The sequence below is a fragment of the Streptomyces sp. NPDC006385 genome (assembly GCF_040612485.1).
Taxonomy (GTDB): domain Bacteria; phylum Actinomycetota; class Actinomycetes; order Streptomycetales; family Streptomycetaceae; genus Streptomyces.
Genome location: NZ_JBEXQG010000001.1, coordinates 209,586 through 235,456, shown reverse-complemented (window position 1 = coordinate 235,456; position 25,871 = coordinate 209,586). Strand labels below are relative to the sequence as shown.

General features: G+C 72.2%; 27 protein-coding genes and 2 pseudogenes. 18 read left to right on the top strand and 11 right to left on the bottom strand.

Annotated features, from left to right (window positions below; translation table 11 throughout):
• Positions 1-87: 87 nt before the first annotated feature.
• A pseudogene (locus tag ABZ078_RS01145) lies at positions 88-273 on the bottom strand (hypothetical protein); the annotation flags it as partial.
• Between the two features lie 35 nt (positions 274-308).
• Here ABZ078_RS01145 and ABZ078_RS01140 point away from each other — a divergent pair.
• Positions 309-2,021, top strand: coding sequence for an IlvD/Edd family dehydratase (locus tag ABZ078_RS01140; protein ID WP_356570339.1), 1,713 nt, complete (start codon positions 309-311; stop codon positions 2,019-2,021).
• A 56-nt stretch (positions 2,022-2,077) separates the two neighbouring features.
• Here ABZ078_RS01140 and ABZ078_RS01135 read toward each other — a convergent pair whose 3' ends face one another.
• Both ABZ078_RS01135 and ABZ078_RS01130 read right to left on the bottom strand, forming a co-directional pair.
• The gene (locus tag ABZ078_RS01135; protein WP_356570338.1) at positions 2,078-2,989 is read right to left on the bottom strand and encodes an SDR family oxidoreductase; all 912 of its coding nucleotides are present in this window, start codon (positions 2,987-2,989) and stop codon (positions 2,078-2,080) included.
• A 26-nt stretch (positions 2,990-3,015) separates the two neighbouring features.
• Positions 3,016-3,810, bottom strand: a complete 795-nt coding sequence (locus tag ABZ078_RS01130) for an SDR family oxidoreductase (RefSeq protein ID WP_356570337.1) — start codon at positions 3,808-3,810, stop codon at positions 3,016-3,018.
• A 78-nt stretch (positions 3,811-3,888) separates the two neighbouring features.
• Between ABZ078_RS01130 and ABZ078_RS01125 the strand changes: the two genes are divergently transcribed.
• From ABZ078_RS01125 to ABZ078_RS01105, 5 genes and pseudogenes are all read left to right on the top strand, one after another.
• A complete protein-coding gene (locus ABZ078_RS01125) occupies positions 3,889-4,644 on the top strand; it encodes an enoyl-CoA hydratase family protein (RefSeq protein WP_356570336.1) in 756 nt (251 codons plus the stop codon).
• A gap of 14 nt (positions 4,645-4,658) precedes the next feature.
• The gene (locus ABZ078_RS01120) at positions 4,659-5,522 is read left to right on the top strand and encodes a CoA-transferase (RefSeq protein WP_356570477.1); all 864 of its coding nucleotides are present in this window, start codon (positions 4,659-4,661) and stop codon (positions 5,520-5,522) included.
• Complete coding sequence (locus ABZ078_RS01115) at positions 5,519-6,274, top strand: CoA-transferase (protein ID WP_356570335.1); 756 nt, start codon at positions 5,519-5,521, stop codon at positions 6,272-6,274. Before ABZ078_RS01120 ends, ABZ078_RS01115 begins: the two co-directional genes overlap by 4 nt.
• The gene (locus ABZ078_RS01110) at positions 6,271-7,335 is read left to right on the top strand and encodes a nitronate monooxygenase (RefSeq protein WP_356570334.1); all 1,065 of its coding nucleotides are present in this window, start codon (positions 6,271-6,273) and stop codon (positions 7,333-7,335) included. Before ABZ078_RS01115 ends, ABZ078_RS01110 begins: the two co-directional genes overlap by 4 nt.
• Positions 7,336-7,388: 53 nt before the next feature.
• A pseudogene (locus tag ABZ078_RS01105) lies at positions 7,389-7,613 on the top strand (hypothetical protein); the annotation flags it as partial.
• Between the two features lie 13 nt (positions 7,614-7,626).
• On the opposite strand, the gene ABZ078_RS01100 reads toward ABZ078_RS01105, so the two are convergent.
• From ABZ078_RS01100 to ABZ078_RS01090, 3 genes are read right to left on the bottom strand one after another with little or no spacing between them, the layout of a single operon-like run.
• Positions 7,627-8,784, bottom strand: a complete 1,158-nt coding sequence (locus ABZ078_RS01100) for an acetyl-CoA C-acetyltransferase (protein WP_356570333.1) — start codon at positions 8,782-8,784, stop codon at positions 7,627-7,629.
• Positions 8,785-8,810: 26 nt separating this feature from the next.
• Positions 8,811-9,398: a TetR/AcrR family transcriptional regulator gene (locus ABZ078_RS01095; protein WP_356570475.1), complete on the bottom strand. Its 588-nt coding sequence runs from the start codon at positions 9,396-9,398 to the stop codon at positions 8,811-8,813.
• A gap of 51 nt (positions 9,399-9,449) precedes the next feature.
• Positions 9,450-10,232, bottom strand: coding sequence for an SDR family oxidoreductase (locus ABZ078_RS01090; RefSeq protein WP_356570473.1), 783 nt, complete (start codon positions 10,230-10,232; stop codon positions 9,450-9,452).
• 121 nt (positions 10,233-10,353) lie between these two features.
• On the opposite strand from ABZ078_RS01090, the gene ABZ078_RS01085 reads away from it, so the two are divergent.
• The 4 genes from ABZ078_RS01085 to ABZ078_RS01070 all read left to right on the top strand — a co-directional run bounded on the left by ABZ078_RS01085 (position 10,354) and on the right by ABZ078_RS01070 (position 14,472).
• The gene (locus tag ABZ078_RS01085) at positions 10,354-11,256 is read left to right on the top strand and encodes an enoyl-CoA hydratase (RefSeq protein WP_356570332.1); all 903 of its coding nucleotides are present in this window, start codon (positions 10,354-10,356) and stop codon (positions 11,254-11,256) included.
• Positions 11,256-12,425 carry an acyl-CoA dehydrogenase family protein gene (locus tag ABZ078_RS01080; RefSeq protein ID WP_356570331.1) on the top strand — a complete coding sequence of 390 codons (1,170 nt, stop codon included), beginning with the start codon at positions 11,256-11,258 and terminating at the stop codon, positions 12,423-12,425. Before ABZ078_RS01085 ends, ABZ078_RS01080 begins: the two co-directional genes overlap by 1 nt.
• On the top strand, positions 12,425-13,414 hold the full coding sequence (locus tag ABZ078_RS01075; protein ID WP_356570330.1) for an acyl-CoA dehydrogenase family protein: 990 nt from the start codon (positions 12,425-12,427) through the stop codon (positions 13,412-13,414). The genes ABZ078_RS01080 and ABZ078_RS01075 overlap by 1 nt, the downstream gene beginning before the upstream one ends.
• Positions 13,415-14,034: 620 nt before the next feature.
• Entirely contained in the window at positions 14,035-14,472 is a 438-nt protein-coding gene (locus tag ABZ078_RS01070) for an ATP-binding protein (protein WP_356570329.1), read from the top strand.
• 39 nt (positions 14,473-14,511) lie between these two features.
• Here ABZ078_RS01070 and ABZ078_RS01065 read toward each other — a convergent pair whose 3' ends face one another.
• The 3 genes from ABZ078_RS01065 to ABZ078_RS01055 form a co-directional block, all read right to left on the bottom strand.
• Entirely contained in the window at positions 14,512-14,952 is a 441-nt protein-coding gene (locus ABZ078_RS01065; protein ID WP_356570328.1) for an ATP-binding protein, read from the bottom strand.
• A 160-nt stretch (positions 14,953-15,112) separates the two neighbouring features.
• Complete coding sequence (locus ABZ078_RS01060; protein ID WP_356570327.1) at positions 15,113-15,484, bottom strand: PRC-barrel domain-containing protein; 372 nt, start codon at positions 15,482-15,484, stop codon at positions 15,113-15,115.
• Between the two features lie 229 nt (positions 15,485-15,713).
• Positions 15,714-16,577, bottom strand: coding sequence for a SigB/SigF/SigG family RNA polymerase sigma factor (locus ABZ078_RS01055; RefSeq protein WP_356570326.1), 864 nt, complete (start codon positions 16,575-16,577; stop codon positions 15,714-15,716).
• Positions 16,578-16,933: 356 nt separating this feature from the next.
• Between ABZ078_RS01055 and ABZ078_RS01050 the strand changes: the two genes are divergently transcribed.
• Positions 16,934-17,809, top strand: a complete 876-nt coding sequence (locus ABZ078_RS01050; protein ID WP_356570325.1) for an RNA polymerase sigma factor SigF — start codon at positions 16,934-16,936, stop codon at positions 17,807-17,809.
• A 160-nt stretch (positions 17,810-17,969) separates the two neighbouring features.
• Here the strand turns inward: ABZ078_RS01050 and ABZ078_RS01045 are convergent, their stop codons facing one another.
• Positions 17,970-18,440, bottom strand: coding sequence for an ATP-binding protein (locus tag ABZ078_RS01045; protein WP_356570324.1), 471 nt, complete (start codon positions 18,438-18,440; stop codon positions 17,970-17,972).
• A gap of 376 nt (positions 18,441-18,816) precedes the next feature.
• Between ABZ078_RS01045 and ABZ078_RS01040 the strand changes: the two genes are divergently transcribed.
• Positions 18,817-19,218 (top strand): STAS domain-containing protein, encoded by a 402-nt coding sequence (locus tag ABZ078_RS01040; RefSeq protein WP_356570323.1) that lies wholly within the window; start codon positions 18,817-18,819, stop codon positions 19,216-19,218.
• Between the two features lie 215 nt (positions 19,219-19,433).
• Here the strand turns inward: ABZ078_RS01040 and ABZ078_RS01035 are convergent, their stop codons facing one another.
• Positions 19,434-19,868, bottom strand: a complete 435-nt coding sequence (locus ABZ078_RS01035) for a MarR family transcriptional regulator (protein ID WP_356570322.1) — start codon at positions 19,866-19,868, stop codon at positions 19,434-19,436.
• 200 nt (positions 19,869-20,068) lie between these two features.
• Here ABZ078_RS01035 and ABZ078_RS01030 point away from each other — a divergent pair, with 200 nt between their 5' ends.
• The 6 genes from ABZ078_RS01030 to ABZ078_RS01005 all read left to right on the top strand — a co-directional run bounded on the left by ABZ078_RS01030 (position 20,069) and on the right by ABZ078_RS01005 (position 25,871).
• Positions 20,069-21,238: a SpoIIE family protein phosphatase gene (locus ABZ078_RS01030; protein ID WP_356570321.1), complete on the top strand. Its 1,170-nt coding sequence runs from the start codon at positions 20,069-20,071 to the stop codon at positions 21,236-21,238.
• Positions 21,239-21,300: 62 nt separating this feature from the next.
• Positions 21,301-22,200, top strand: coding sequence for an STAS domain-containing protein (locus ABZ078_RS01025; RefSeq protein ID WP_356570320.1), 900 nt, complete (start codon positions 21,301-21,303; stop codon positions 22,198-22,200).
• Positions 22,197-22,619: an STAS domain-containing protein gene (locus ABZ078_RS01020; RefSeq protein WP_356570319.1), complete on the top strand. Its 423-nt coding sequence runs from the start codon at positions 22,197-22,199 to the stop codon at positions 22,617-22,619. Before ABZ078_RS01025 ends, ABZ078_RS01020 begins: the two co-directional genes overlap by 4 nt.
• Positions 22,616-23,059: an anti-sigma regulatory factor gene (locus tag ABZ078_RS01015; RefSeq protein WP_356570318.1), complete on the top strand. Its 444-nt coding sequence runs from the start codon at positions 22,616-22,618 to the stop codon at positions 23,057-23,059. Before ABZ078_RS01020 ends, ABZ078_RS01015 begins: the two co-directional genes overlap by 4 nt.
• Entirely contained in the window at positions 23,059-24,132 is a 1,074-nt protein-coding gene (locus tag ABZ078_RS01010; protein WP_356570471.1) for an ATP-binding SpoIIE family protein phosphatase, read from the top strand. Before ABZ078_RS01015 ends, ABZ078_RS01010 begins: the two co-directional genes overlap by 1 nt.
• Positions 24,129-25,871 (top strand): SpoIIE family protein phosphatase, encoded by a 1,743-nt coding sequence (locus ABZ078_RS01005; protein ID WP_356570317.1) that lies wholly within the window; start codon positions 24,129-24,131, stop codon positions 25,869-25,871. The genes ABZ078_RS01010 and ABZ078_RS01005 overlap by 4 nt, the downstream gene beginning before the upstream one ends.

The following is a 25,871-nucleotide window of genomic DNA, read 5'->3' as shown; positions in this document are numbered from 1 at the left end:
TCCCAGCCGGCCGACCGCGGCCCGTGTCTCGTGGCCAACTGGTGGGCGAGCAGCGGTTTTCCGACAGCGGCGGCGTGGGCCGGGCTGGAACGCGTCGCCGAGCAGATACCGGCCGCGGGCGTCCTGTCCGGCCGCACCCGCCGGGCGCGGCGCGTCCAGCGCCCGGCGCACGGTCGGCTTCGGGCTGCCGATCACCCGGGCCGGCTCGTCCAGGCCCACGCCCGTCTGTCGATCCGGTGAACGCCTGCGTATGCTCCATGGCGTTCCAGAGATTAGACCGCTGTGTCGATCACCGGAAAGAGGCGGGTGTGGAGCTTCGTAGTGCGCAGTGGTACGCCGGTCAGGACCGGAACGCCTACATTCACCGGGCCTGGATGCGCCGCGGCGTCCCGGGCGACGCCTTCGACGGTCGCCCGCAGATCGCCATCGCCGACACCGCCTCGGACCTGACACCCTGCAACGCCCACCTGACCGAGGTGGCCGCCGCCGTCCGCGACGGTGTGTACGAGGCGGGCGGCATCCCGTTGCACCTGCCCGTGGTCTCGCTCGGGGAGACCCAGATGCGGCCCACCGCCATGCTCTGGCGCAACATGGCGGCCATGGCGGCGGAGGAGATGTTCCGGGCCAATCCGATCGACGGTGTGGTGCTGTTGGGGGGCTGTGACAAGACCATCCCGGCGCTGCTGATGGCCGCCGCCTCGGTGGATCTGCCCGCGGTGGTCGTGCCGGGCGGCCCGATGCTCACCGGCACCTTCCGCGGCCGACCGCTCGGCTGCGGCACGGACGTGTGGCGGCTGTCGGAGGAGGTGCGGGCGGGCAAGCTCTCCCAGGAGCAGTTCACCCGCTCCGAGTCGGCGATGATCCGCAGCCGCGGCCACTGCAACACCATGGGCACCGCCTCGACGATGGCGCTGGTCGCCGAGGCGCTGGGCACGGTCGTCCCCGGTGTCGCCGGCACCCCCGCCCCCGACAGCCGCCTGCTGGAGGCATCCCACGGCACCGGCCGGCTGGCCGTGGACATGGTGGCCGCCGACCGCAGGCCGGGCACCTTCCTCACCGAGGCGTCCTTCCGGAACGCGATCGTCGCGCTGGCCGCCATCGGCGGATCGACCAACGCGGTCGTCCACCTGCTCGCCATCGCCGGCCGACTCGGCATCGGCCTGACGCTCGACGACTTCGACCGCATCGGCTCGCGGGTCCCGGTGCTCGTGGACCTCCTGCCGGCCGGGCGTTTCCTCATGGAGGACTTCCACCGCGCCGGAGGCCTGCTCGCCGTCCTGCGCGAGGTCCGCGACCTGCTCGACCCCGACGCGCTGACCGTCACCGGCCGCCCGCTGGTGGACCACCTCGACGACGCCCCGATCTGGGACACCGAGGTCATCCGTGGCCGCGCCGAGCCGCTGGTGGCCGAGGGCGGCATCGCCGTCCTGCGGGGCAACCTCGCCCCCGACGGGGCCGTCGTCAAACCGGCCGCCGCCTCCCCGCACCTGCTGCGCCACCGGGGCCGCGCGGTCGTCTTCGACAGCATCGAGGACTTCCACGCCCGTATCGACGACCCGGACCTCGACGTCGACGCCGACTCCGTCCTCGTGCTGCGCGGCTGCGGCCCCAAGGGCTATCCGGGCATGCCGGAGGTGTCGAACATGCCGCTGCCGAAGAAGCTGCTGGAGCAGGGGGTGCGCGACATGGTCCGTGTCTGCGACGGCCGGATGAGCGGCACGGCGTACGGCACGGTCGTCCTGCACGTCGCACCGGAGGCCGCGGCCGGCGGTCCCCTCGCCCTGGTGCGTACGGGGGACGTCGTCAGCCTCGATGTCGAGGGCCGCCGCATCGACGTCGAGGTCCCCGCCGACGAACTGGCCCGCCGCACACCGAACAAGGCCACCGTCGCCGGCTTCGCCAACCCCAGGCGTGGCTGGGAGCGCCTCTACGTCGACCACGTCCAGCAGGCCGACACCGGCGCCGACCTCGACTTCCTCGTCGGCTCCAGCGGCTCGGAGGTCAGCCGCGAGTCGCACTGAGATCTCCGCTCCCGCCCCGCAGTTGCCGACCCCTGTCCGCCCGCGGGCATCGAGGGCTAGCGGGTCCCGTACACCGGCTGCGGTGCCTCCGCCTCCGCCAGCAGCTTCAGTGCCGCCTGGCCCGCCTCGGCGGGGCTCCAGCGGGCGCCCTTGTCCGCGCTCGGGCCGGGGCGCCAGCCCTCCATGACGGTGATGCGGCCGCCCTCGGCCTCGAAGACCCGGCCGGTCACCCCGGCCGAGGCGGCGGAGCCCAGCCAGACGACGAGGGGGGAGACGTTCTCGGGGGCCATGGCGTCGAAACCGCCGTCCGCGGGGGCCGCCATGGCACCGGCGAAGGTCTGCTCGGTCATGCGGGTGCGGGCCGCCGGGGCGATGGCGTTGACCCGCACGCCGTAACGGCCCAGCTCGGCGGCGGCCACCAGGGTCAGGCCGACGATGCCGGCCTTGGCGGCGGAGTAGTTGCCCTGCCCGACGCTGCCGAGGAGCCCGGCGCCGGAACTGGTGTTGATCACCCGCGCCTCGGGCGTGCGGCCCGCCTTCGCCTCGGCCCGCCAGTGTGCGGCGGCGTGCCTCAACGGCAGGAAGTGGCCCTTGAGATGGACGCGCATGACGGCGTCCCAGTCGTCCTCGCCGAGGTTGACGAGCATGCGGTCGCGCAGGAACCCGGCGTTGTTGACGAGCGTGTCGAGACGGCCGTACGTGTCCAGGGCGACCCGTACGAGGGAGGCGGCGCCGTCGCTCGTCGTGATGTCGCCGCTGTGGGCGACCGCGTCCCCGCCCAGCGCCCGGATCTCGTCGGCGACCCGCTGCGCGGGACCGGCGGTTCCTCCGGTGCCGTCGAGGCCGACGCCGAGGTCGTTGACGACGACCTCGGCGCCCTCGGCGGCGAACGCGAGGGCGTGCGCGCGGCCGAGCCCGCGGCCCGCCCCGGTGACGGCGACGACGCGTTCGGCGCACAGTCCGCTCATGGTGGAGGTGTCCTTCCGATCGGGGGTCACTTGTCGATCGCGGATCGCTGGTTGGCGGTCGCCGCGTCCAGGAAGGCGGGCCGCTCCCCGCCGCCGTGCACGAGGAGGCTGGCGCCGCTGATGTAGGAGGCGCGGTCGGAGGCGAGGAAGACGCAGGCGTCGCCGACGTCCGCCGGTTCGGCGAGGCGGCCGAGCGGCACGGTGCGCCCGACAGCGGCGATGCCGTCCTCGTCGCCGTAGTGCAGAGGGGACAGTTCGGTGCGGACCATGCCGAGGACGAGGGTGTTGACCCGTATGCGCGGGGCCCATTCGACGGCCATCGTCCGCGCCAGGCTGTCGAGACCGGCCTTGGCCGCGCCGTACGCCGCCGAGCCGGGGGAGGGGCGGCCACCGCTCACGCTGCCGATCATCACGATCGACCCGCCGCCGGACTGACCGCGCATCACCTCGTACGCGGCGAGCGAGGCGGTCAGCGGGGCGAGCAGGTTCAGCTCGACCACGCGCGCGTGCCGGGCGGCCCCGCCCTCGTCGAGCATGCGGTACGGGGTGCCGCCGGCGTTGTTGACCAGCGTGTCCAGGCGGCCGTGATCCTCCCGGATCCGGTCGAAGAGGGCGCCGACCGCCGCCTGGTCGCGCAGGTCGACCGGCATGAAGCGGGCCGTCCTCCCGGCCGCCTCGACCGGCTCCTTCGGGGCGCGGCGGGCGCAGGTCACGACCTCGGCACCGGCCTCCAGCAGGGACCGGGCGATGCCGGCGCCCACGCCCCGGGTACCGCCGGTGACGACGGCGACGGACCCGGACAGATCGATGATCGATGCCATGGGACACCTCCCGCGGCGCGAGGACCGCTGCTACCTTGCACCTAACAAACGTTTGGTGGAAAGGTAGCTGATCCGCTCATGGGTGTCTCCACCTCCGCCCCGGAAGAGGGCGTCGCCGTCGTCACCGTGGACTTTCCGCCCGTCAACGCCCTTCCTCTGCGGGGTTGGTACGACCTGGCCGCCGCCCTCCGCTCCGCCGGGGCCGATCCCGAGGTGCGCTGCGTGGTGCTCACCGCGGCGGGGCGCGGCTTCAACGCCGGTGTCGACATCAAGGAGCTCCAGCGCTCGGCGGACAACGAGGCCCTCATCGGCGTCAACCGCGGCTGCTCCGAGGCCTTCGCCGCGGTCTACGACTGCGAGGTCCCGGTCGTCGCGGCGGTGCACGGCTTCTGCGTGGGCGGCGGGATCGGCCTGGTGGGCAACGCGGACGCGATCGTGGCGAGCGACGACGCGACCTTCGGCCTGCCGGAGCTGGACCGGGGCGCGCTGGGCGCGGCCACCCATCTGGCCCGCCTGGTCCCGCAGCACCTGATGCGGACCCTGTACTTCACCTCGCGTACGGTCACCGCCGCCGAGCTGCACCGGCACGGATCCGTGTGGCAGGTGGTCCAGCGCGAACAACTCCGCGCCGCCGCATTGGAGTTGGCGCGTGAGATCGCCGCGAAGGACGGCTACCTCATCCGCCTCGCCAAGGCCGCGATCAACGGAATCGACCCGGTCGACGTCCGCCGCAGCTACCGCTTCGAGCAGGGCTTCACCTTCGAGGCGGGCCTCAGCGGCGTCGCCGGCCGGGTGCGGAGCCGGTTCGGCGCGGGGAAGGAGCAGCAGGCGTGAGCAGGGACAAGACGATGACCGCCGAGCAGGTCGTCGGCCGGCTCGGCAGCGGCATGACCATCGGCATCGGCGGCTGGGGATCGCGGCGCAAGCCGATGGCGTTGGTGCGCGCACTGCTGCGCTCCGACGTCACCGACCTCACCGTCGTCTCCTACGGCGGCCCGGACGTCGGCCTCCTCGCCGCAGCCGGGAAGATCCGCAAGCTGGTCGCGGCGTTCGTGACGCTCGACTCGATCCCGCTGGAGCCCCACTTCTCGACGGCCCGGCAGCAGGGCGCGTTCGAACTGGTGGAGCTGGACGAGGCCATGTTCATGTGGGGCCTGACCGCGGCCGCGCACCGGCTGCCCTTCCTGCCGATCCGCGCCGGACTCGGCTCGGACGTGATGCGGGTCAACCCCCACCTGCGCACGGTCACGTCACCGTACGACGACGGCGAGGAACTCCTCGCCGTCCCGGCCCTCCGGCTGGACGCCGCGCTCGTCCACCTCAACCGGGCGGACGCGCACGGCAACGCGCAGTACCTGGGCCCCGACCCGTACTTCGACGACCTGTTCTGCCAGGCCGCCGATACGGCCTACGTCTCCTGTGAGCGGATCGTGGACACCGCGGATCTGCTCAAGGACGCCGGCCCGCAGACCCTGCTGGTCCAACGGCCGTTCGTGACCGGGGTGGTGGAAGCACCGAACGGCGCGCACTTCACGTCCTGCGCTCCCGACCACGACCGTGACGAGTCCTTCCAGCGCGCCTACGCGCGGTCCGCCCGCGACCCGGAGACCTGGCGGGCCTTCGCCGAGCGGTTCCTGTCGGGAGACGAGGACGCCTACCAGACGGCGGTCGCGGCCTTCCACAAGGAGGAAGCGGAGGAGGGATCCCGATGACGGTGACCCGCGCCGAGTACTGCGTGGTGGCCTGCGCCGAGGCATGGCGGGACGCCGGCGAGATCCTGGCCGCCCCGATCGGTACCGTTCCGACGATCGGGGCCCGGCTGGCGAGGCTGACCTTCGCCTCCGACCTGTTGCTGACCGACGGTGAGGCACTGCTGACGGCGGACGTCCCGGCGGTGGGCGCCAGGTCAGAGGTGATCGAGGGCTGGCTGCCGTACCGACGGCACCTGGCGCTGGTGGCCACCGGGCGGCGGCACGTGATGATGGGCGCGAGCCAGATCGACCGGTACGGCAACCAGAACATCTCCTGCGTCGGCGGCTGGGCCAAGCCGAGGCGGCAGCTGCTGGGCGTGCGCGGAGCCCCCGTCAACACCCTCAACCATCCGACCAGTTACTGGATCCCCCGCCACTCCAGGCGGGTCTTCGTCGAGCGGGTCGACATGGTCTGCGGGGTGGGGTACGACCGTGCCGTCGCGGCCGGCCCCTCCGCGACCCGCTTCCACCACCTCGCCCAGGTCGTCAGCGACCTCGGCGTGTTCGACTTCGCCACGCCGGACCGGACGATGCGCGTGCGCTCCCTGCATCCCGGCGTGACGGCCGGACAGGTCGCCGACGCCACGGGCTTCGCTCTCGCGATCCCCGACGAAGTGCCGGACACCCGCGAACCCACCGTCGAGGAACTGCGGTTGATCCGTGAGGTCATCGACCCCAACGGGCTGCGCGAGCGCGAGGTGCGGGCGGCATGACCGGCCCGACGCTCGACACCGCGCTGACGAAGCTGGTCGGCGTACGGCACCCGCTCGTGCAGACGGGCATGGGCTGGGTGGCCGGCCCCCGCCTGGTGTCCGCCACCGCGAACGCCGGGGCGCTCGGCATCCTCGCCTCCGCCACCATGACGGTGCGGCAGCTCCGCTCGGCGGTCCGGGAGGTCAAGTCCCGTACGGACGCGCCCTTCGGGGTCAACCTGCGGGCGGACGCGGGCGATGCGGGCGAGCGGGTCCGGATCATCATCGACGAGGGCGTGAAGGTCGCCTCCTTCGCGCTCGCGCCCACGCGCGAGTCGATCGCCCGGCTCAAGGACGCGGGCGTCGTCGTCATCCCGTCCGTCGGCGCGCGACGGCATGCGGAGAAGGTCGCCGCGTGGGGCGTGGACGCGGTCGTCGTGCAGGGCGGCGAGGGCGGCGGGCACACGGGGAGCGTCGCCACCACCGTGCTGCTCCCGCAGGTCGTGGACGCCGTGGACATCCCCGTGATCGCGGCGGGCGGCTTCCACGACGGGCGCGGCCTGGTCGCGGCACTCGCCTACGGCGCCGCCGGGATCGCCATGGGCACCCGCTTCCTGCTCACCTCCGACAGCACCGTCCCCGACCCCGTCAAGGCCCGCTACCTGGCCGCGGCCGTCCAGGACGTCACCGTCACCACGAAGGTCGACGGCCTGCCCCACCGGATGCTGCGCAGCGACCTGGTCGACACGCTGGAGCGCTCGGGCCGGGCCGTGTCCCTGTGGCGTGCGGTCCGGCACGCCGCCGCCTTCCGCCGCGAGACCGGCATGAGCTGGGCGGCGATGGTCCGCGACGGCCTGGCGATGAAGCACGGCAAGGAGCTGACCTGGAGCCAGGTCCTGCTCGCCGCCAACACCCCCGTGCTGCTCAAGGCCGCGATGGTCGACGGCCGCACCGACCTCGGCGTGATGGCCTGCGGGCAGGTCGCCGGGGTGATCGACGACTTGCCGTCCTGCGCCGAACTCGTCGACCGGATCATGTCCGAGGCGCGTGCGGCGCTGCACCGGCTGCCGCACCCGGAGTGAGCCGCGCGGGGGTCTGCCCTCCACTTCCACCTCGCCGCCGTACGGCTGCTCCGCCGGGCCACCACGGGCGGACGTACGCGCTGACCGGGCCGGAACACGTCACCGCCCGGCGGCAGGTCGCGGCCATCGCCGCCGCTGCGGGACGGGACGTGTCCTTCGTCGAGACCAGCCGGGAGGAGGCGCATGCGCAGATGGCCTCGTTCCTGGGGGACGAGACGGCGAACGCGGTGCTCGATCTCATGGGCGGGGACGTCTCGGAGAACACTGTTGCCTTCCGCTGAGCCCTCGTGCTCAGAGCCGCTCGATGACGGTGACGTTGGCCTGGCCGCCGCCCTCGCACATCGTCTGGAGGCCGTAACGGCCGCCCGTGCGCTCCAGTTCGTGCAGCAGCGTGGTCATGAGCTTGGCGCCGGTGGCGCCCAGGGGGTGGCCAAGAGCGATGGCGCCGCCGTTGACATTGACCTTCTCCGGATCGGCGCCGGTCTCCTTCAACCAGGCCAGCACCACGGGCGCGAACGCCTCGTTGATCTCGACCAGGTCGATGTCGTCGAGCGTCATCCCGGTCTTCTTCAGCGCGTACGCCGTGGCGGGGATCGGTGCGGACAGCATGCGGATCGGGTCCTCGCCGCGCACCGAGATGTGGTGGACGCGGGCGCGCGGGGTCAGGCCGTGCTCCCGTACGGCCCGTTCGCTCGCCAGCAGCATGGCGCAGGCGCCGTCGGAGACCTGGGAGGAGCAGGCGGCGGTGATGCTGCCGCCGTCGATCACCGGCTTCAGACCGGCCATCTTCTCCAGGCTGGTGTCCCGGCGCGGCCCCTCGTCGGTCGCGACGCCCCCGTAGGGCACGGTCTCCCGGTCGAAGCGGCCCTCGTCGATGGCGCGGATCGCCCGCTGGTGGGAGCGCAGCGCGAACTCCTCCATGTCCCGGCGGGAGATGCCCCACTTCGCGGCGATCATCTCGGCGCCGGCGAACTGGTTGACGGGCCGGTCGCCGTACCGGGCCTGCCAGCCCTCGGAGCCGGCGAAGGGGCCCTGGGTCAGGCCGAGCGGCTCGGCGGCCTGACGGGTGGCGAAGGCGATCGGGACCATCGACATGTTCTGCACGCCGCCCGCGACCACCAGGTCCTGTGTGCCCGACAGCACCGCCTGGGCGGCGAAGTGCACGGCCTGCTGCGAGGAGCCGCACTGCCGGTCCACCGTCACGCCCGGCACCTCCTCGGGCAGCCCGGCCGCCAGCCAGCAGGTGCGGGCGATGTCGCCGGCCTGCGGGCCGACCGTGTCCAGGCAGCCGAAGACGACGTCCTCGACGGCCGCCGGGTCGGCACCCGAGCGCTCCATCAGCGCCTTGAGTACGTGCGCGCCGAGATCGGCGGGATGCGCGGCGGACAGTCCGCCGCCGCGCCTGCCGACGGGGGTGCGGACCGCTTCGACGATGTATGCCTCGGCCATGGCCACTCCTGTTCACTCTCACGGTGTCATTCGCGCAGGGTGATGCCCTCCAGCACCATGGACAGGTACTGCCGGGCGATCTCCTCCGGGCTGTGCTGTCCGCCTGGCCGGTACCAGGACGCGGCCACCCAGACGGTGTCGCGCAGGAAGCGGTACGTGAGCCGGACGTCGAGGTCGGCGCGGAAGGCCCGTTCGGCCACTCCGCGCTCCAGTGTGCCCAGCCACGCCTTCTCGAACTTCACCTGCGAATCGGCGAGATAGACGAACCGCGGCTGGGCCTTGAGGTGCTTGGCCTCCTTCTGGTAGATGGCGACGGCGGCGCGATGCCGGTCGATCTCCCGGAAGGACTCGGTGACGAGGGCCTCGACGGTCTCCCTGGGCCCGAGGTCCGCGGCGAGCACGGCGTCGTACCGGCCCCACAGATCGTTCAGGAAGCCGGAGAGGATCTCGTCGAGCATCGACTCCTTGGAGTCGAAGTGGTAGTAGAGGCTGCCCGCGAGCATGCCCGCCTCGTCCGCGATCCTGCGGACGGTGGTGGCGCGATAGCCCTGCGCGGCGAACACCTCGGCGGCGGTGGCCAGGATCTCCTCACGCCGCTCGGGCGCGGCGCTCATCGCCGTCTTCTTACGGTCACTCTTGCTGTTCGGCACCGCATCATTCTCGCCTCACGCATGCTGACTGCTGACCGGGACGACCTCGCCGGTCATGTACGAGGAGTAGCCGGACGCCAGGAAGACGATCACGTTGGCCACCTCCCACGGCTCGGCGTACCGCCCGAACGCCTCCCGGGCGGTCAGCTCCTCCAGCAGTTCCGAAGTGGTCACCTTGACCAGGTGCGGATGCATGGCGAGGCTCGGCGCGACGGCGTTGACCCGGACACCGAACCCGGCGGCCTCCAGCGCCGCGCACCGGGTGAGCGCCATGACCCCGGCCTTGGCGGCGGCGTAGTGCGCCTGCCCCTTCTGCGCCCGCCAGCCGACCACCGAGGCGTTGTTCACGATCACCCCGCCGCCCCCGCCTTCGGCCTTCATACGGCGCAGCGCGGCACGAGTGCAGCGGAACGTGCCGTTCAGGGTGACGTCGAGGACCTTCGCCCACTGCTCGTCGGTCATGTCGACGAGGTCGGCCGTCCCGCCGAGACCGGCGTTGTTGACGACGATGTCCAGCCGCCCGTGCCGCTCCTGCGCGAGGTCGAACAACGCGGCCACCTGCGCCTCGTCGGTGACGTCACAGGGGAGCGCCCCGACCCGGTCCGCGCCGAAGGCGTCGGCCAGCTCCGCCGCGGCCTCCTTCAGACGGCGGGCGTGCGCGTCGGAGACGACGACCCGCGCCCCCTCCTCCAGCAGCCGCCGCGCGGTCGCGCCACCGATCCCGGCGCCCGCGGCGGCGGTGACGACGGCGCTACGGCCGTTCAGCAGCTCGTGCCCGGGCACGTACGGCGGCGGCATGGTCACGGACGGGCCTCCTCTTCGGCCGGCCGAGGACGCGCTCGGCGACTGCGGACGGCTCTCGACGGCTGACCTACCGCAAGTTAATCTACCAAACACTTGTTAGGGAAGGAGGGGGTCGATGTCCACCGGCCGGACGGCGCCCGAGGAGCCCGAGGAGCCCGAGGAGCCCGAGGAGCTTGAGGCACCCCAGGAGCCTGTGCGCTACGAACGTCGCGGACCCGTCGCCGTGGTCACGATGAACCGCCCCGAGTACCGCAACGCCCAGAACTCGGCCATGACCTACGCCCTGGACCGCGCCTTCTACCGCGCGGCCGACGACGACGAGGTCAAGGTCGTCGTCCTCGCGGGGGAGGGCAAGCACTTCTCGGCCGGGCACGACATCGGCACCCCGGAGCGCGACGCCCACCTTCCGTTCCCACGCCGGGCCGGGCTGTGGTGGGACCACTCCGACAAGCAGGGCGCGGAGAGCCGCTTCGCCCGCGAGTCGGAGGTCTACCTGGGCATGTGTCGCCGCTGGCGGGAACTGCCGAAGCCGTCGATCGCCTCGGTGCAGGGCGCGTGCGTCGCGGGCGGGCTGATGCTCGCCTGGGTGTGCGACCTGATCGTCGCCTCCGAGGACGCCTTCTTCGCCGACCCGGTGGTCCGCATGGGCATCCCCGGCGTCGAGTACTTCGCCCACCCGTGGGCGATGCCACCCAGGATCGCCAAGGAGTTCCTCTACACCGGCGACCGCATGAGCGCCCGCCGGGCGTACGAGATCGGCATGATCAACCGCGTCGTGCCCCGCCCCGAACTCACCGACCGCACCCTGGAGTTGGCGGCACGCGTCGCCGACATGCCCCGCATGGGGCTGGCCCTGGCCAAACGCGCCGTCAATCAGGCCGAGGACCTCCAGGGGATGCACGCCGGCATGGACTCCGTCTTCGGCCTGCACCACCTGGCCCACGCGCACAACGCCGAGACCGCCGCCGACTCCCTCGGGGGCATGGACGTCCGCGCGATGAAGAAGGCGGGATCCTGATGGACCTCTCCTTCTCACCCGCCGAGGACGCCTTCCGCGCCGAGGCCCGCGCCTGGTTGGCCGCCCACGTCCCCGACACCCCACTGCCCTCCCTGGAGACGGCGGAGGGCTTCGCGGCCCACCGCGCGTGGGAGCGCACGCTGTTCACGGACCGCTGGTCGGTGGTCTCCTGGCCCGAGGAGTGCGGCGGCCGGGGCGCCTCCCTCCTCCAGTGGCTGATCTTCGAGGAGGAGTACTACGCGGCCGGCGCGCCCGCCCGGGTCAGTCAGAACGGCATCAACCTCCTGGCCCCGACCCTCTTCGAGCACGGCACACCCGAGCAGCGCGCCCGCGTCCTGCCGCCGATGGCGAGCGGCGAGGTCGTCTGGGCCCAGGCATGGTCCGAACCGGAAGCCGGATCCGATCTCGCCTCGCTGCGTTCGACGGCGCGACGGACCGACGGTGGCTGGCTGCTGTCCGGCCAGAAGACCTGGTCCTCCCGCGCCGCCTTCGCCGACCGCGCCTTCGGACTGTTCCGCAGCGACCGGCACACCCACAGACCCCACCAGGGACTGACGTACGTGATGTTCCCGCTGGACGCGGACGGCGTGACCGTACGCCCCATCGGGCGCCTGGACGGCAAGCCCGCCTTCGCCGAACTCTTCCTCGACGACGTCTTCGTGCCCGACGAGGACGTCATCGGCGAGGTGGGGCAGGGCTGGCGGGTCGCGATGAGCACGGCCGGCAACGAGCGCGGCCTCACCCTGCGCAGCCCCGGCCGCTTCACGGCCGCCGCCGACCGCCTCACCGCACTGTGGCGCACCACCGCCGACCCGTCCGACACGGCACTGCGCGACCGGGTCGCCGACGCGGTCATCGGCGCCCGCGCCTACCAGTTGTTCACCTACGCCCACGCCTCCCGCCTGGCGGCGGGCGGAGCGATCGGAGCGGAGTCGAGCCTGAACAAGGTCTTCTGGTCCGACCTGGACATCGCCCTGCACGAGACCGCCCTGGACCTCCTCGGCCCCTACGGCGAACTCGCCGACGCCGCCGCCGAGTCGCCCGCCCACGGCGCCTGGGCCGAGGGCCACACCTTCTCCCTGGCCGGACCGATCTACGCCGGCACCAACGAGATCCAGCGCGACATCATCGCCGAGCGGCTGCTCGGCCTGCCGAAGGGGCGCCGGTGATGCGGTTCCTTCTCGACGACCAACAGCGGGAGTTCGCCCGCTCACTGGACTGCATGTTGACGGCGGCCGGGACCCCCGCGGTCGTACGCGCCTGGTCGGCCGGAGACCATGGCCCCGGGCGTGCGCTGTGGGCGCGCCTGGCGGAGGCGGGTGTCTTCGCCCTGGCCGTTCCGGAGGAGTACGACGGGCTGGGTCCGCGACCCGTCGAACTCGCCGTCGCCTTCACCGAGTTGGGACGGCATGCGGTACCCGGTCCGCTCGTGGAGACGGTGGCCGCGGCCGCGCTGCTCGACCGCCTCGACGACGCGACGCTCGCCACGGACTGGCTGCCGGGCATCGCCTCCGGCAAGACCGCCGCCTCCCTGTGCCTGCTGACGCCCGACAGCCCGTACGCCCTCGACGCGGACGCCGCCGACGTGGTCCTCGTCGTGACCGGGGACGCCGTACGGGTGGCCGAGTCGGTGGGGCCCGCCCAGCCGTCGGCCGACCCGGCGCGCCGGCTGGCCCGGCCGCTCGGCGGAACGGTCCTGGCGCGGGGCCCGCACGTGTCGGCCGCCGCCGAGCGTGCCGCCGACATCGCGGCACTGGCCACCGCCGCGCAGGCCCTGGGACTCGGCCGGGCCCTGCTCGACCGCACGGTCGACCACGTGCGGCGGCGCACCCAGTTCGGCCGGCCGATCGGCTCCTTCCAGGCCGTGAAGCACCGCCTGGCGGACGTCCTGATCGCGTTGGAGTTCGCGCAGCCGCTCGTCCACGCGGCGGCGGTGGCTGTGGCGGCGGGGCGGCCGGACGGCGCCCGCGACATCGCGGCGGCGAAGGTGGCGGCGGGCGAAGCGGCCTACGGCGCCGCCCGCACGGCCCTGCACTGCCACGGTGCCCTCGGCTACACCGAGGAACTGGACCTGTCCCTGTGGATCCGCAAGGCCCGCCCCCTGCGCACCGCCTGGGGAACACCCGCGTCCTGCCGCGCCCGCGTCCTCCCGGGCTGACCGCACCCTTCAACGGCTGGCCGCCGCCACGGCAGACTCGGCCCGCGCGGAAGCGGTGGTGGCCCGCTCCACCCGTAACCGCCCGGCCGAGGACGGCATCGAGATCTCCTTCCGTACGCCGACTACTACCTGCTGGAAGGCATCATGCGGGTGCTGCGGCCGCGGGACGTCGACCGGGCGATCGACCTCTCCACAGTCTGATCCACGGTCTGACCGGTTTCTTCCGTCGCCTCGTGTGGCTGTGCGCGCCGCGGAAGTCGACAAAGATGCAAAGACGTCATGGGGTTTGCGTGTGCGGCGACCCTCCGCGCAGGTCGGCCGGCCGTGCTACGCGCATAGCGTTCCGCGCGTCGGCCGCACCACCTCTGCCGGCCTCGAAGAGGCACGGCTGACCAGGCCGTTTTCGGTCCGGCGCCCCTCATGGCGCACCACCTGGAACGGCTTGCGGAGGGGCCCGAACGCCGGTCGGCCCAGCGGACCGGGTGGTCTCACCCTTCCGCGATGCCCCGTCGGCTCCTACCATCCGGACGCGTATCCGAGCGCTGCCTGGGAACCAGCAGCGAAGGAAGCAGCACGACGACTCACCACGGCCGCGTGCCAGACGGGCCGGAGAAGGTGTGATGGGGACCGAATCGCGTGGAGGCGGCAAGCCGTCCTCCGAAGAGATCAAGGACTGCGAGGTCAGCTTTGACGGGGGCTTTGGTGATGTGACGGGAGCGCGCCTGAGCGCGGAGGAGTTTCTGACCACGCTGGCGCGGTCGTCACCGCCGGCGACACCCGAGTACCGTGACGACATATTGCTGGTGGTCGCCGAACTGGCCGCCAACGCGATCCAGTACGCTCCGGGCCCGTTCACGCTGACGATGCGCAGGGCGTTCGACGGCGTGCACGTGACGCTCAGCGACACGAGCACCAGCCCACCGGCACCGCGCCCCTTCCACCCCGGCACCGGCACGGGCGGCGGCATCGGCTGGTACCTGATCCACACACTGTGCGACCAGGTCAGCGTGGTGGTGCGGGAGGACGGCAAGGACGTCCACACGTTCCTGCCCTGGTGAGCGATCCGCCCGTGAGCCGCCCGGCCGGCGAGCCGGCGCTCACGTCAGCGGCACCAGCACGCTGACCGTCTTGCCGCCCTCCCGGCGGCGCTCGATGTGGATCTCCCGGGCCAGGCGGATGATCAGAGGCCATCCGTATCCGCTGCCCTCGTGTACGTGGGGCAGCGTGCCCGGCCCGAAGGCCGCGGCCGGGACGGTGTCGCTGTAGTCGTGCACGTCCAGCCTCACGCCCTCGGCCAGCAGGGTCACCTCGAATCCCGCGAGGCCGCGGCCGTGCCGGATGGCGTTGGTCACCAGTTCCGACACGACCAGCAGGAGATCCGTGACGGCTCTCTCACTCGCCGGCCCCGAGGGGGTACGCCAGTGCTCTGCCACGACCGACCGCACATAGCTGCGTGCCGTCGCCGCGCTGCTGATCGGGACCGGCCGGGTGCTCGCCGTCCCGCTGACTCCGGCCGGCCGGTGCTCCGCCGGCTTCACGGTTGCTCGTCAGCCGTCTGCGGGATGCCCATCACTTCCTGAGCATCGCAGGCGCGCATCAAGAGGACTGCGGCTCCGGTCACTTCACCATTCCTCGCACGCTGTCGTCTCCCACTCCTCGTCGTCCGGCCGTGTTCATGAGACGTTCATGATGCCTCGGCTACCCGCTCTCGCCCGAACCATGGGCAAGAGTGGCGTAGTAGGCACCGACGGCGGAAAGGTACTCGGGATCGAGGGTCTCGCGGTCGGTCCGGAAACGAGGGGCCGACCTGGCCTCCGCGCGGGTGCACGCCACGGTGATCACCCGGGTCTCGATGTCGATGCCGGTGACCGCGCCCGCCGGTATCAGCACACTCCTGCCGAACACCCAAGCGCCCGTGTCGACGACCAAGTGCCGCAGGGGAGGATCGTCGGCCTGACGGTCCACATGGCCGATGACCCCGTCGGTCGCCTGCACCGTGAACCCCGTCAGCGTCCGGCCCTCCTGGTGACCGCTCCCGGGAGCGTACGACCAGATTCCGTCCGTGCTCACAGCGCTTCCCTCCTCCTCGGGGCCGGCTCAGCCGACGGCCGCCGGCTGTTCCGCCGGGGGCTCGTCCAGGCCGGCGGCGAGCAGGCGGCGGGCCGTTGCCAGAGCCGTACTCGTCGACGAGCCTTCTCAGCATCGCCGGATGGGGCATCAGCATGCGTCCTCGCTCCTGGGTGAGGTGATCGTCATGACCGCCGTGGCCGAGACAGTCGGCCTGGACGGAACGGGACCGTCATCCGGTCCGGCCGTCGGGCGCGTCGCGTCCCGACCGTGTGCCCCGGTCGAGCGCCTGCTCGCGCACCTGGGCGCAGCACCGGCTGATGAGGCGTGAGACATGCATCTGGGAGATGCCCAGGCGGTCGGCGATGCGGCTTTGCGTCATGTCCTCGAAGAAGCGCATGTACAGGATGGCGCGTTCACGCTCGGGCAGGCGCCGCAGTCCTTCCTTCGCCGCCTCCCGGTCTATGACGACGTCGTACGCCTCGTCGCACGCTCCGATCGTGTCGGCGAGGCTGAAGCCGTCGTCGCTCGAGGACATCTCGGCGTCCAGGGACAGGGTGCTGAAGCTCTCCAGCGCCTCCAGACCGGCGTTGACCTCCTCCTCGGTGAGCCCGGCGTGGGCGGCGATCTCGGTGACCGACGGCGTGGCGCCGCTCGAACTCGCGGCGAGGTCGCGGCGCGCGATCCGTACCTTGTTGCGCAGCTCCTGGACGCGACGGGGCACCCTGAGGGCCCACATCCGGTCACGGAAATGCCGCTTGATCTCGCCCGTGATGGTGGGCACGGCGTAGCTTTCGAAGGCTCCTCGCCCGGGCTCGTAACGGTCGATCGCCTTCACCAGGCCCAGGGCCGCGACCTGGCGCAAATCCTCCAGCGACTCACCGCGGTTGCGGAACCGGCCGGCGATGCGGTGGGCCATGGGCAGCCACGCCTTGGTCAGTTCGTCGCGTACCGCGTCGCGCTCGGGCCCGTCCGGCAGGGCGGCCAGGCGGGTGAAGTCGGCCGCGGTGTCGGGGGCGTCGTCGTGGACGCGTCCGCCGGACACGCGGGGACGGGTGGAGATGTCGGAACCATGTGCGGACGTCTCAACCAGCATGCAGAACAGCTCCTGAACAGCGTTCTCAGGGAAATTGCCGTGGGAAACGGTGCACGGGGCAACTCGGGCCCCGGAGCGGTCACACCTGTAGCACCGGTGCGCCTCTGGTCCGAAGCACGAGAACCCGCATGCCCCGCGTCCTCGTCCGCAAACGAAGGCGAGCGCAAGAGAGGTGACACAAGGTTGCGCGCCGGTCGGGAAGTCCATGACGACGTGGCCGTGGCGATCGCGCCAAAGGGCGACTTCACGTCAGAACGCACGCCCATACCGGGTTCCCCGCGACAAAGAAGGAATGACCCGTGCGAGTCGGGGCACGCGGGGGGACGACAACAGGCATCGGCGATCGGGAGGGCGGCATGGCAGCCGTGACGGTGGCGCAGGCAACGGCCACGGCACAGGAGACGGTCACGACGGACGGGGCGGCGCTGCCGCAGATCGACGATCCGACGAAGGTGAGCCCCCAGGACGCGCGGGAGTTGTCGCGTCAGTTCTTCGACCGACTGGTCATGCTGGAAGAGGGCACGCACGAACACCAGTACGTCCGCAACACGCTGATCGAGATGAACCTGTCGCTCGTGCGGTACGCGGCCTCGCGCTTCCGCGCCCGCGGGGACTCGCTGGAGGACATCGTCCAGGTCGGGACCATCGGGCTCATCAAGGCCATCGACCGCTTCGAGGTGTCCCGGGAAGTCGAGTTCACCACGTTCGCCGTCCCGTACGTCGTCGGCGAGATCAAGCGCTTCTTCCGCGACACGAGCTGGGCGGTCCACGTCCCGCGCCGGCTCCAGGAGGCGCGCGCGGAACTGGCCAAGGCGACGGAGGAACTCAGCTCCCGGCTGGGCCGAACGCCGACCACCCGCGAGCTGTCGCAGCTGATGTCCCTGTCCGAGGAAGAGGTGATCGAGGCCCGCAAGGCCTCCAACTGCTACCAGTCCGCCTCCCTCGACGCGGCCGTCACCGGGGACGCCGAGAACGGCGAGTCGGTCCTGGCGGACCTCCTCGGGGAGGAGGACCCCGCGCTGGAACTCGTGGAGGACTTCCACTCGTTGGCGCCGCTGATCGCCGCACTGGACGAGCGTGAGCGCCGGATCGTCCATCTGCGCTTCGTCGAGGAGCTCACCCAGGCGCAGATCGCCGAGCGGATCGGCGTCTCCCAGATGCATGTCTCACGGCTCATCGGCCGCATCATCAAGCAGCTTCGCGCCGGGCTGCTGGAGCCCGGGGTGGCCTGAGCGGCCAGCAGTACAGCCTGAGCGGCAAAGCAGAAAGGCAGACTCAACAGGAGGTGCAACAGGTGGGCCGCGGCCGTAGGGCTGGTGGCCCACCGGCCCGTCCGGGGTGGGTCTGTCTCCCGTCCGGGTCCGTCCGGGTCCGTCCGGGGCGGCTTCCGTGTCAGATTCCGTCGACCGGGTGCCCGCACTCCGCCGGCAGGGGTATCACCGCGGTGACGCGCTTGCCGCCGGCCGGGAGGTCCGACACCAGCACGGCGCGCGACAGCCGACAGACGATCGGCCAGCCGCGGCCCCCACAGCGGTGTCGTCCGTGCCGGTCCACCGGGTTCCGCGCGACCGGCCGTCGCCGCTCCCGGTCGCTGACCGACAGATACAGGTCCTGGCCCACCACCTCGGCGTCGAAGTCGGTGACGCCGCCGCCGTGCAGCATCGCGTTGGTCGTCAGCTCCGACGCCACCAGCAACGCGTCCGAGAGTGTGTCCGGTGTGCATGCGGCGCCCCGGGCGCGCGCCTGCTCGGACAGCACCCGTCGCACGGCTCCGCGTGCCTCCGCCGGACTCAGGGGGCCGCGGCGCGTACCGCCCGCGGCGGCCGAGCCCCCGAGGGCGCCGGTCCGGTATGTCTCACTCATCCTTTCGCTCCCTGACAGAGGCGAGGGAACGGAGAACCCGCCGTACGTCCGTGGCGGACCGCGGTCGGGCCCGTTCTCCCCTCCCTCCTCCACTTCCCGTGATGCCTTCCACCTCTTCGCGTGACCAGTCGGCGAGCCGCCAAACCGCCCGCGGCCCCCGGACGCGCAAAAGCGGTCAGAAGCGTCACGGCGTACCGCTCCTCGCGTGAGCTCTGTGTGCTGGGTGGATTCGGGGGTAGGCGGGCGAACGCATCGAAGGGTGGGTCGACAGCGCGTCTCCTCGGGAGGGTCGACAGCGTGTTTCCTCGTTCCGCGATGCATTGAATCCGTCCGTCGGGGCACCCGTCCCGATCGCCAACGTCTGTGGGAGGTACTTGTGTCCGTTGCCCAGAATCCCTTGTCGATCAAGGTGGAACTGCCCCGGGAGGACGCCGTGCTGCTGACGGTCGAGGGCGACCTGGACATGGATACAGCGACCGAGTTGCAGCACCACCTCGCCAACCAGCTCCATCACGGCCGGCGGCACTTCCTGCTCGACATCGCCGGCGTTCCCTTCATGGACTCGTCCGGCATGAACATCGTCCTGCGGGCCTATCAGGAGGTGCGGGAGATCCCGGGCGGTGTGTATGTCATCTCGCCGACGCCCGCCGTCCGGCGGATCCTGGACCTCACCGGTGTGAGCATCACCGTCCCGATCGTGGGCAGTGTCGAGGAGGCGCTCGAAGTCGCGGACTCCGGACCTGCGGATCCCGGGCCGGTGACCCCGACGGACGAGTGAAGGCGGCTTCCCGGAGAGGCAGTTACAGACCGCGGACCGCACGCGGAGGGCCAACAGTTGCCGTTTGACAACTATGGCCATGAGGCAACAGAGTGAGCGAGTCAAGTGCGGGAGGGGTGTGGAACGTGCCGATCAGCAACGACGACAGCCCGCGTCGCCGGACGGCGGTGCGTACGCGGCCCCGCCCCCGCGCCGCGTCCTGGCGGGTCCGGGTTTCAGGCGGTCCTGGCATCGGAGACGTCCTCGCCCTCGTGGATCTCCGCGGACGCCGCCGCGCAGAACGCCTCCAGGCCCTCCAGCAGGGCGGTCCGCTTGGCGGCCGGCATCTGCTCCAGCACGGACTGCAGGGCCGCCTCGCGTCGTGCGCGCAGCTCGTCCAGGAAGGTCCGACCGCGCCGGCTCAGACGCAGACGCAGTTCCCGGCGGCTGGAGGCGCTCGGCCCGCGCTCCACGAAGCCCACCGCCTGGAGGCGGTCGCACAGCCGGCTGGTCGACGGCGGTGTGGAGCCGAGCGCCGCGGCGAGGGTGCGCAGGTTGATGCCGTCGCTGTGTTCCAGGATGAACAGCACGCGGATCTGCGAGGCGGACACCGGCGCCGTCGATGCCCGGCCCCACAGGACCTCCAGCAACTCGGCGGCCTCGGAGGTCACACGCCCCACCTCGTCCGGTCGCGGATGCGAGTAGGAGGAAGTCACGCTCCCACTCTTCCAGGCTTCACGGGCACTGTCAGCCCACCGGTTCGGACAATACGCGCACAGCGTTGAATACGGACAAGAAGGATCGACGGACGGCGTCCGCGGCAGGTTGGGGCGGGCGCCGTCACCGTGACGAGAATGGCGTATCCGACATCGTGAACAGATTCGTGGCAGCCGAGCGGGCGCTTCGCTCTGCGGCCCCGCACCAGCTGGTGGACGCGGTCCGAGAAGCACTGTGCGACGCCTACGCGGCGAAGACCGTCCAGCTCTACCTCGCCGACTACGGCGTCGCCACACTCCAGCCCGTGCGGCCGGCTCCGAGCCCGCAGGAGTCCGTGCCCGTGCACGGCAGCCCGGCCGGACGGGCGTTCGGATCCCAGGAGCCCTTCGTTGAGACGTCGACCGACGGCGAGGCCCGCCTGCACCTGCCGGTGACCGTGCGCGGCGACCGGCTCGGCGTCCTGACCGTCACCATGCCCTCCGACCGGGCCGCGGAGTGCCTGGACGAACTGGCCGAGGTGGCGCAGGTACTGGGGCACGAGGTGCTCGTCGCCGACCGCGACACCGACCTGTACCTCCGGGCACGCCGCACGGACCGGCTCACCCTGGCGGCGGAGATGCAGTGGCAACTGCTGCCGGGCCGGTCCTGCAGCCGCCCCGAGTACGCGCTCGGCGCCCAACTGGAGCCCGCCTACGCCATCTTCGGCGACAACTTCGACTGGTCCGCGAACGCCGACCGCCTCATGCTCTACATCACCAACGGCATGGGCGAGGGCATCGAGGCATCCCTCCTGACCACCCTGGGCATCAACGCGCTGCGCAACGCCCGGCGGGCCGGCCTGTCCATCGCGGACCAGGCGGCACTCGCCGACCAGGCCCTCTACGCCCAGTACCGCGGGCAGTCCCACCTGTCCGTGCTCCTGCTCGACCTCGACCTGCGCACGGGCCGGCTGCAGGTCGTCGACGCCGGCTCCCCGCAGATGCTGCGGCTGCGCGGCCGTACTGTGACGTCCGTGGACTTCGAGGAGCAGCTCCCCCTGGGCATGTTCGAGGAAACCGACTATGTCGCCCAGGAGTTCGACGTCGAGCCCGGTGACCGGCTCGTCTTCGCCAGCGACGGGGTGTACGCCGTCGCCGCGCCCGGCGGGGAGCGGTACGGGGAGCGCGCGCTGGCCAGGGCCATCGTGTCCACCAGTCTGCTGCCCGCGGCCGAGGTTCCCCGTGCCGTCCTGAGAGAGCTGTCCGGGCACCGCGGCACACCGGTGGCCGACGACGACGCGCTCGTGGTCTGTCTCGACTGGTTCGGGCCGCAGCAGGAGCCTTGACCGTGCAGTCCGGCGCTCCCCGGCGGTCGGGGCAGGGCCACAACGTAGGAGGAGGGAAGTACGTGCCGGAGCAGCGAGCGGCAGAACATCAGACGGACCCGGTGCAGGAGGTCGGTTCCTTCCTGCGGCAGCGACGGGAGCAGATCGCCCAGCGCTGGGCCGACGCGGCGCTGTTCCGCACCGTGTTCACCGTCTCCCGGGACGAGGCGGTGGAAGCCGGCCGGGTCGTGGTGGAGGCGCTGGCCGCGGTGGCCGCCTCGGGTCGCGTGGCGGACGCGGAGGCAGACGGGTTCGCGGTCGTGCGCGAGCAGTTGGCTCGTACGGCACAGGCCCGGGCCCGGGCCGGCGCCAGCATCGCGCAGATCTCGGCGGAGATGGACGCGCTGCGACCGCCCGTCACCGACCTCCTGCTCGACGAGCTCTCCGAGGCGCCCGCCCAGCACCTGCGGGAGTGCACGACGGCGCTCACCGTGCTCATGGGCACCCTGCGTCTGGTCATGCTGGAAGTGACGACGATCGCCGGGCAGGAACTCATCAACCGCCAGCGGCTGGAACTGCTGGAGATCGCCACCCCCGTGATCAAGCTGTGGGAGGGCATCGTCGCCGTACCGCTGATCGGCACGCTCGACAGCGCCCGCAGCCAGGTGGTGATGGAGACGCTGCTGGACGCCGTCGTCGAGCAGCACGCCCGTATCGCGATCCTGGACATCACCGGAGTGCCGACGGTCGACTCCCTGGTGGCGCAGCACCTGATGAAGACGGTGGCGGCCGCGCGGCTGATGGGCGCGGAGTGCATAGTCTCCGGCATCCGGCCGGCCATCGCGCAGACCATCGTCCACCTCGGCATCGACCTGAGCTCGGTGCTCACACGCGCCAGTCTCGCGGACGCCCTGGCCTACGCCCTCCAGCAGCAGGGCGCGCACATCGTGCCCAACCCCGACTCGGCCGCGGAGCTCCGGTGACCGGCGCGTCCCTCTCCTCGTACGAAGGACACGTCCCCGTACTCCGGCTCGGCGGGGTCCTCCTGGTGACCCTGCAGGGCGACCTGTACGACAGCACGGCGGAACAGCTCCAGCAGGACATCGGCGAGACCGTCTCCGACAGCGCGGTCACCGGTGTGGTCATCGACCTGTCCGGGGTCGAGATCGTCGACTCCTTCATGGGGAGGGTGCTCAGCGACGTCGCGGCCATGACCAAGCTGCTGGCGGCTCAGACCGTGGTGGCGGGCATGCGCCCGGCGGTGGCCATCACGCTGGTGGAACTCGGCCTCACCCTGCCGGGGCTGCGCACCGCCCTCAACACCGAGGAGGCCCTGCACCTGCTCGGGGCCGAGGTGTCGGCCGTGCCCCGGGGCGGGCGAGCACGCCGGGAGAGCCTGTGACCCACAGCACCGGCAGTGTCTCCGCCTGCCTGCCGATCCACTCGGACCTCGATCTGGTGCGAGTGCGGCAGCATGTGCGGCAGATGACCGCCCACCTCGGGTTCGGTCTGGTGGAGCAGACCAAACTCGTCACCGCCGCCAGTGAGCTGGCGCGCAACGCCCTCGTCCACGGCGGCGGGGGCCAGATGGAGTGCACGCCGGTCACCAGCGGCGGAGTCCAGGGGCTGCGTCTCGTCTTCAGCGACGAGGGCCCCGGCATCGCGGACCTGGACCAGGCCCTGCGCGACGGCTACACCTCCGGTGAGGGGCTCGGGATGGGGCTGGGCGGTGCCCGGCGCCTGGTCCACGAGTTCGCCGTCGACAGCCGTCGCGGCATGGGCACCACCGTTACGGTGACGTCATGGACGTCCCGGCCGCCCCGTCCGCGCGAGGCGCCCTGATGCCGCGCGTCTGGGAGGTGCCGGTGCACGACTCGACCCGGCTGCGCGACGTCCGGGTGGCGGCCGCCGACGCGGCACATCACGCCGGGCTGGCCGGGGACAGGGTCGCCGCCGCCGAACTCGTGGCCACGGAGCTGGCCACGAACCTGTTGAAGCACGCCGGTGGCGGACGGATACTGCTCGATCTCGTGGGTCCACCGTGTCCCGCCTACGGCGACGAGAGGACGTCCATGGTGCAGATCATGGCCGTCGACCACGGGCCGGGCATACCCGACACCGCCGCCGCGCTGCGCGACGGCTACTCGACGACCGCCTCCCTCGGCGCGGGCCTCGGCACCTGTCTGCGCACGGCCGACGACTTCGGCCTGCACGGCGCACCCGGGCGGGGAACGATCGTCATGGCCAGGATCGCCTCCCGCCCGAAGCGCGACGCCGCGGGTCCGCAGACCGTGCCGCTCCCGGTACGGGCCGGCGGGGTCAACGTCCCTTTCGCGGGCGTGGAGTTCTCCGGTGACGCCTGGACCTGCGTGCGCACCGGCGACCGCGTGACCCTGATGCTGGCCGACGGCCTCGGCCACGGCCCCCAGGCGGCCCGTGCCTCCTCGGCGGCGGTGGAGACGGTGCGGTCCTCCCCGCACCTGCCGCCGCCGGACCTGCTGCGGCGGCTGCACGCCGCCCTGCGCGCCACCCGGGGCGCGGCCGTGGCCGTGGCCCAGCTCGATCTCGGCGCCGGTCAGCTGTACTTCGCGGGAGTCGGCAATGTCGGTGCCCGGCTGCGCCGCGGCGACAGCTGGCAGGGGCTGGTCTCGCGCCCCGGCATCGTCGGCGCCCACCTCCCCGTGCACCTGCCGCAGCAACGGCAGACCTGGACGGACGACTGCCTCCTCGTCCTGCACACCGACGGACTGCCCAGCCGCTGGAGTCCCGGCCCGGCCGTCCACACCCCCTCGTCCCTCGACCCCGCCGTGACCGCCGCCTCGATCGTGCGGGACGCCAGCAGCCCCGCCCGGCCGGTGCGCGACGACACCGCCGTCGTCGTGCTGAGCCCCTTCCCCTGGGACCGCTCCTCATGACCCGCACCTGGTACGTCCGCACCATCACCGACGCCGCGCAGGCCCGTATCGTCACGGCCCGGCTGGCCGCCGCGTGCGGAGTGACCACCGTCGAGCGCACCCGCCTGGTGACCGCGCTCACCGCGCAGCTGCGGCAGTGCCTCACCAAGGGCGGCGCCTGGCGGGTCGGCGTGGAAACGGTCATGTCGCCCGCCGGGGGCGACTTCCGCGTCGAGGTGGCGCCCGCCAGGCGCCGGCCGGAGGACCGGCAGCCTCCGTGGCGGGTGTCGGTCCCCTGTGCCGAGGACGCGGACGTCTCCGGCGCCGAGCACGCCGACGACGACCCGGCGACGCTGGCCGAGGCCCTGTTCGGTGCCGACGAGGACGCGGCGCTGCTGCTGGAGCGGCTCGACGAGCAGGAGGCGCTGGTCGCCTTCCACCGCGAGGAACTGCACCAGACCAACCAGGGCGTACTGGCGCTGCACGCCGAACTGGACGCCGCGGGACGTACTCAGCGCGAGCTGTTCGCCGCCGAGCAGAAGGCCCGCAAGGAGGCGGAGAACGCCCGCGGCCGGCTGACCTTCCTGGCCGACGCCAGCGCCGCCCTGACGGCCTCCCTGAACCACGAGGCCATCGTGCGGCTGCTCCCCGCCCTGCTGGTCCCACGGTATGCGCGCACCGTCGACGTCTGGCTGTTCGACGGCGCGGACGAGGCCCAGCGCAGCGGTCCGCACCCGGCCGCCGCCGTCCTCGCCGCCCGCCGCGGCCGCCCCCAGTACGCCGCCGACCACCCCGGCGGTCTGCCCGGCGTCGACGACCAGCCGCCCTCGGCCCTCGACCCCGGCCGGCCCCTGCTGTGCATCCCCCTGCTCACCCGCCGGGCGTCACAAGGCGTCCTCACGCTGTCGCCGCCCGACGAGCGCTGGGACGCGGACGACGCCGTCATGCTGATCGAGCTGACCCGGCGGGCCAGCATCGCCCTGGAGAACGCCAGGCGCTTCGAGCACAACCGGGACATCGCCGAGACGCTGCAACGCGCCCTGCTCACCGACCTGCCCACCACACCGGGTCTGAGCCTGGCGGCGCGCTACCTCCCGGCCACCCGGGGTCTGAACATCGGCGGTGACTGGTACGACGCCTTCCGCCAGCCCGACGGCAGTCTCATCACCGTCGTCGGCGACGTCACGGGGCACGGGCTGCACGCCGCGGTGATGATGAGTCAGCTGCGCACCGCCCTGCGCGCCTACGCCGTGGACGGCAGCAGTCCGGGCCAGCTGCTGACGCGGTTGCACCAGTTCCTGCACCGGCTGCGCCTCGACCTCTACGCCACGGCGGTCATCGCCCGCTTCCATCCGGACGACCCCACGCTCACCTGGGCCGCCGCCGGTCATCCGCCACCGGTGCTGCGCACCGCCGACGGCCAGGTGGAGACGCTCGACGCCAAACCCGGCGCGATGCTCGGCATCCCGCTGAAGCAGGAGATCCGCGACCACACGGTGCCGCTCCCGCCCGGATCGACGCTGGCGCTGTACACCGACGGGCTGGTGGAGCGCCGCGCCCGGGGGATCGACCCCGGTATCCAGCGCCTCGCCGAGGTGCTGGGCGAGTTCCGGGCGACCGAACTCGACGAGGATCTGGAAGGGTCGGCCGACCGGCTCCTGCACCCGCTGCTGCACGACTCCGAACACGACGACGACGTCTGCCTGTTGCTCTGCCATGTGCACGGCGGCGCGCGGCGGCAAGGTACGCCGCGGCCCTGA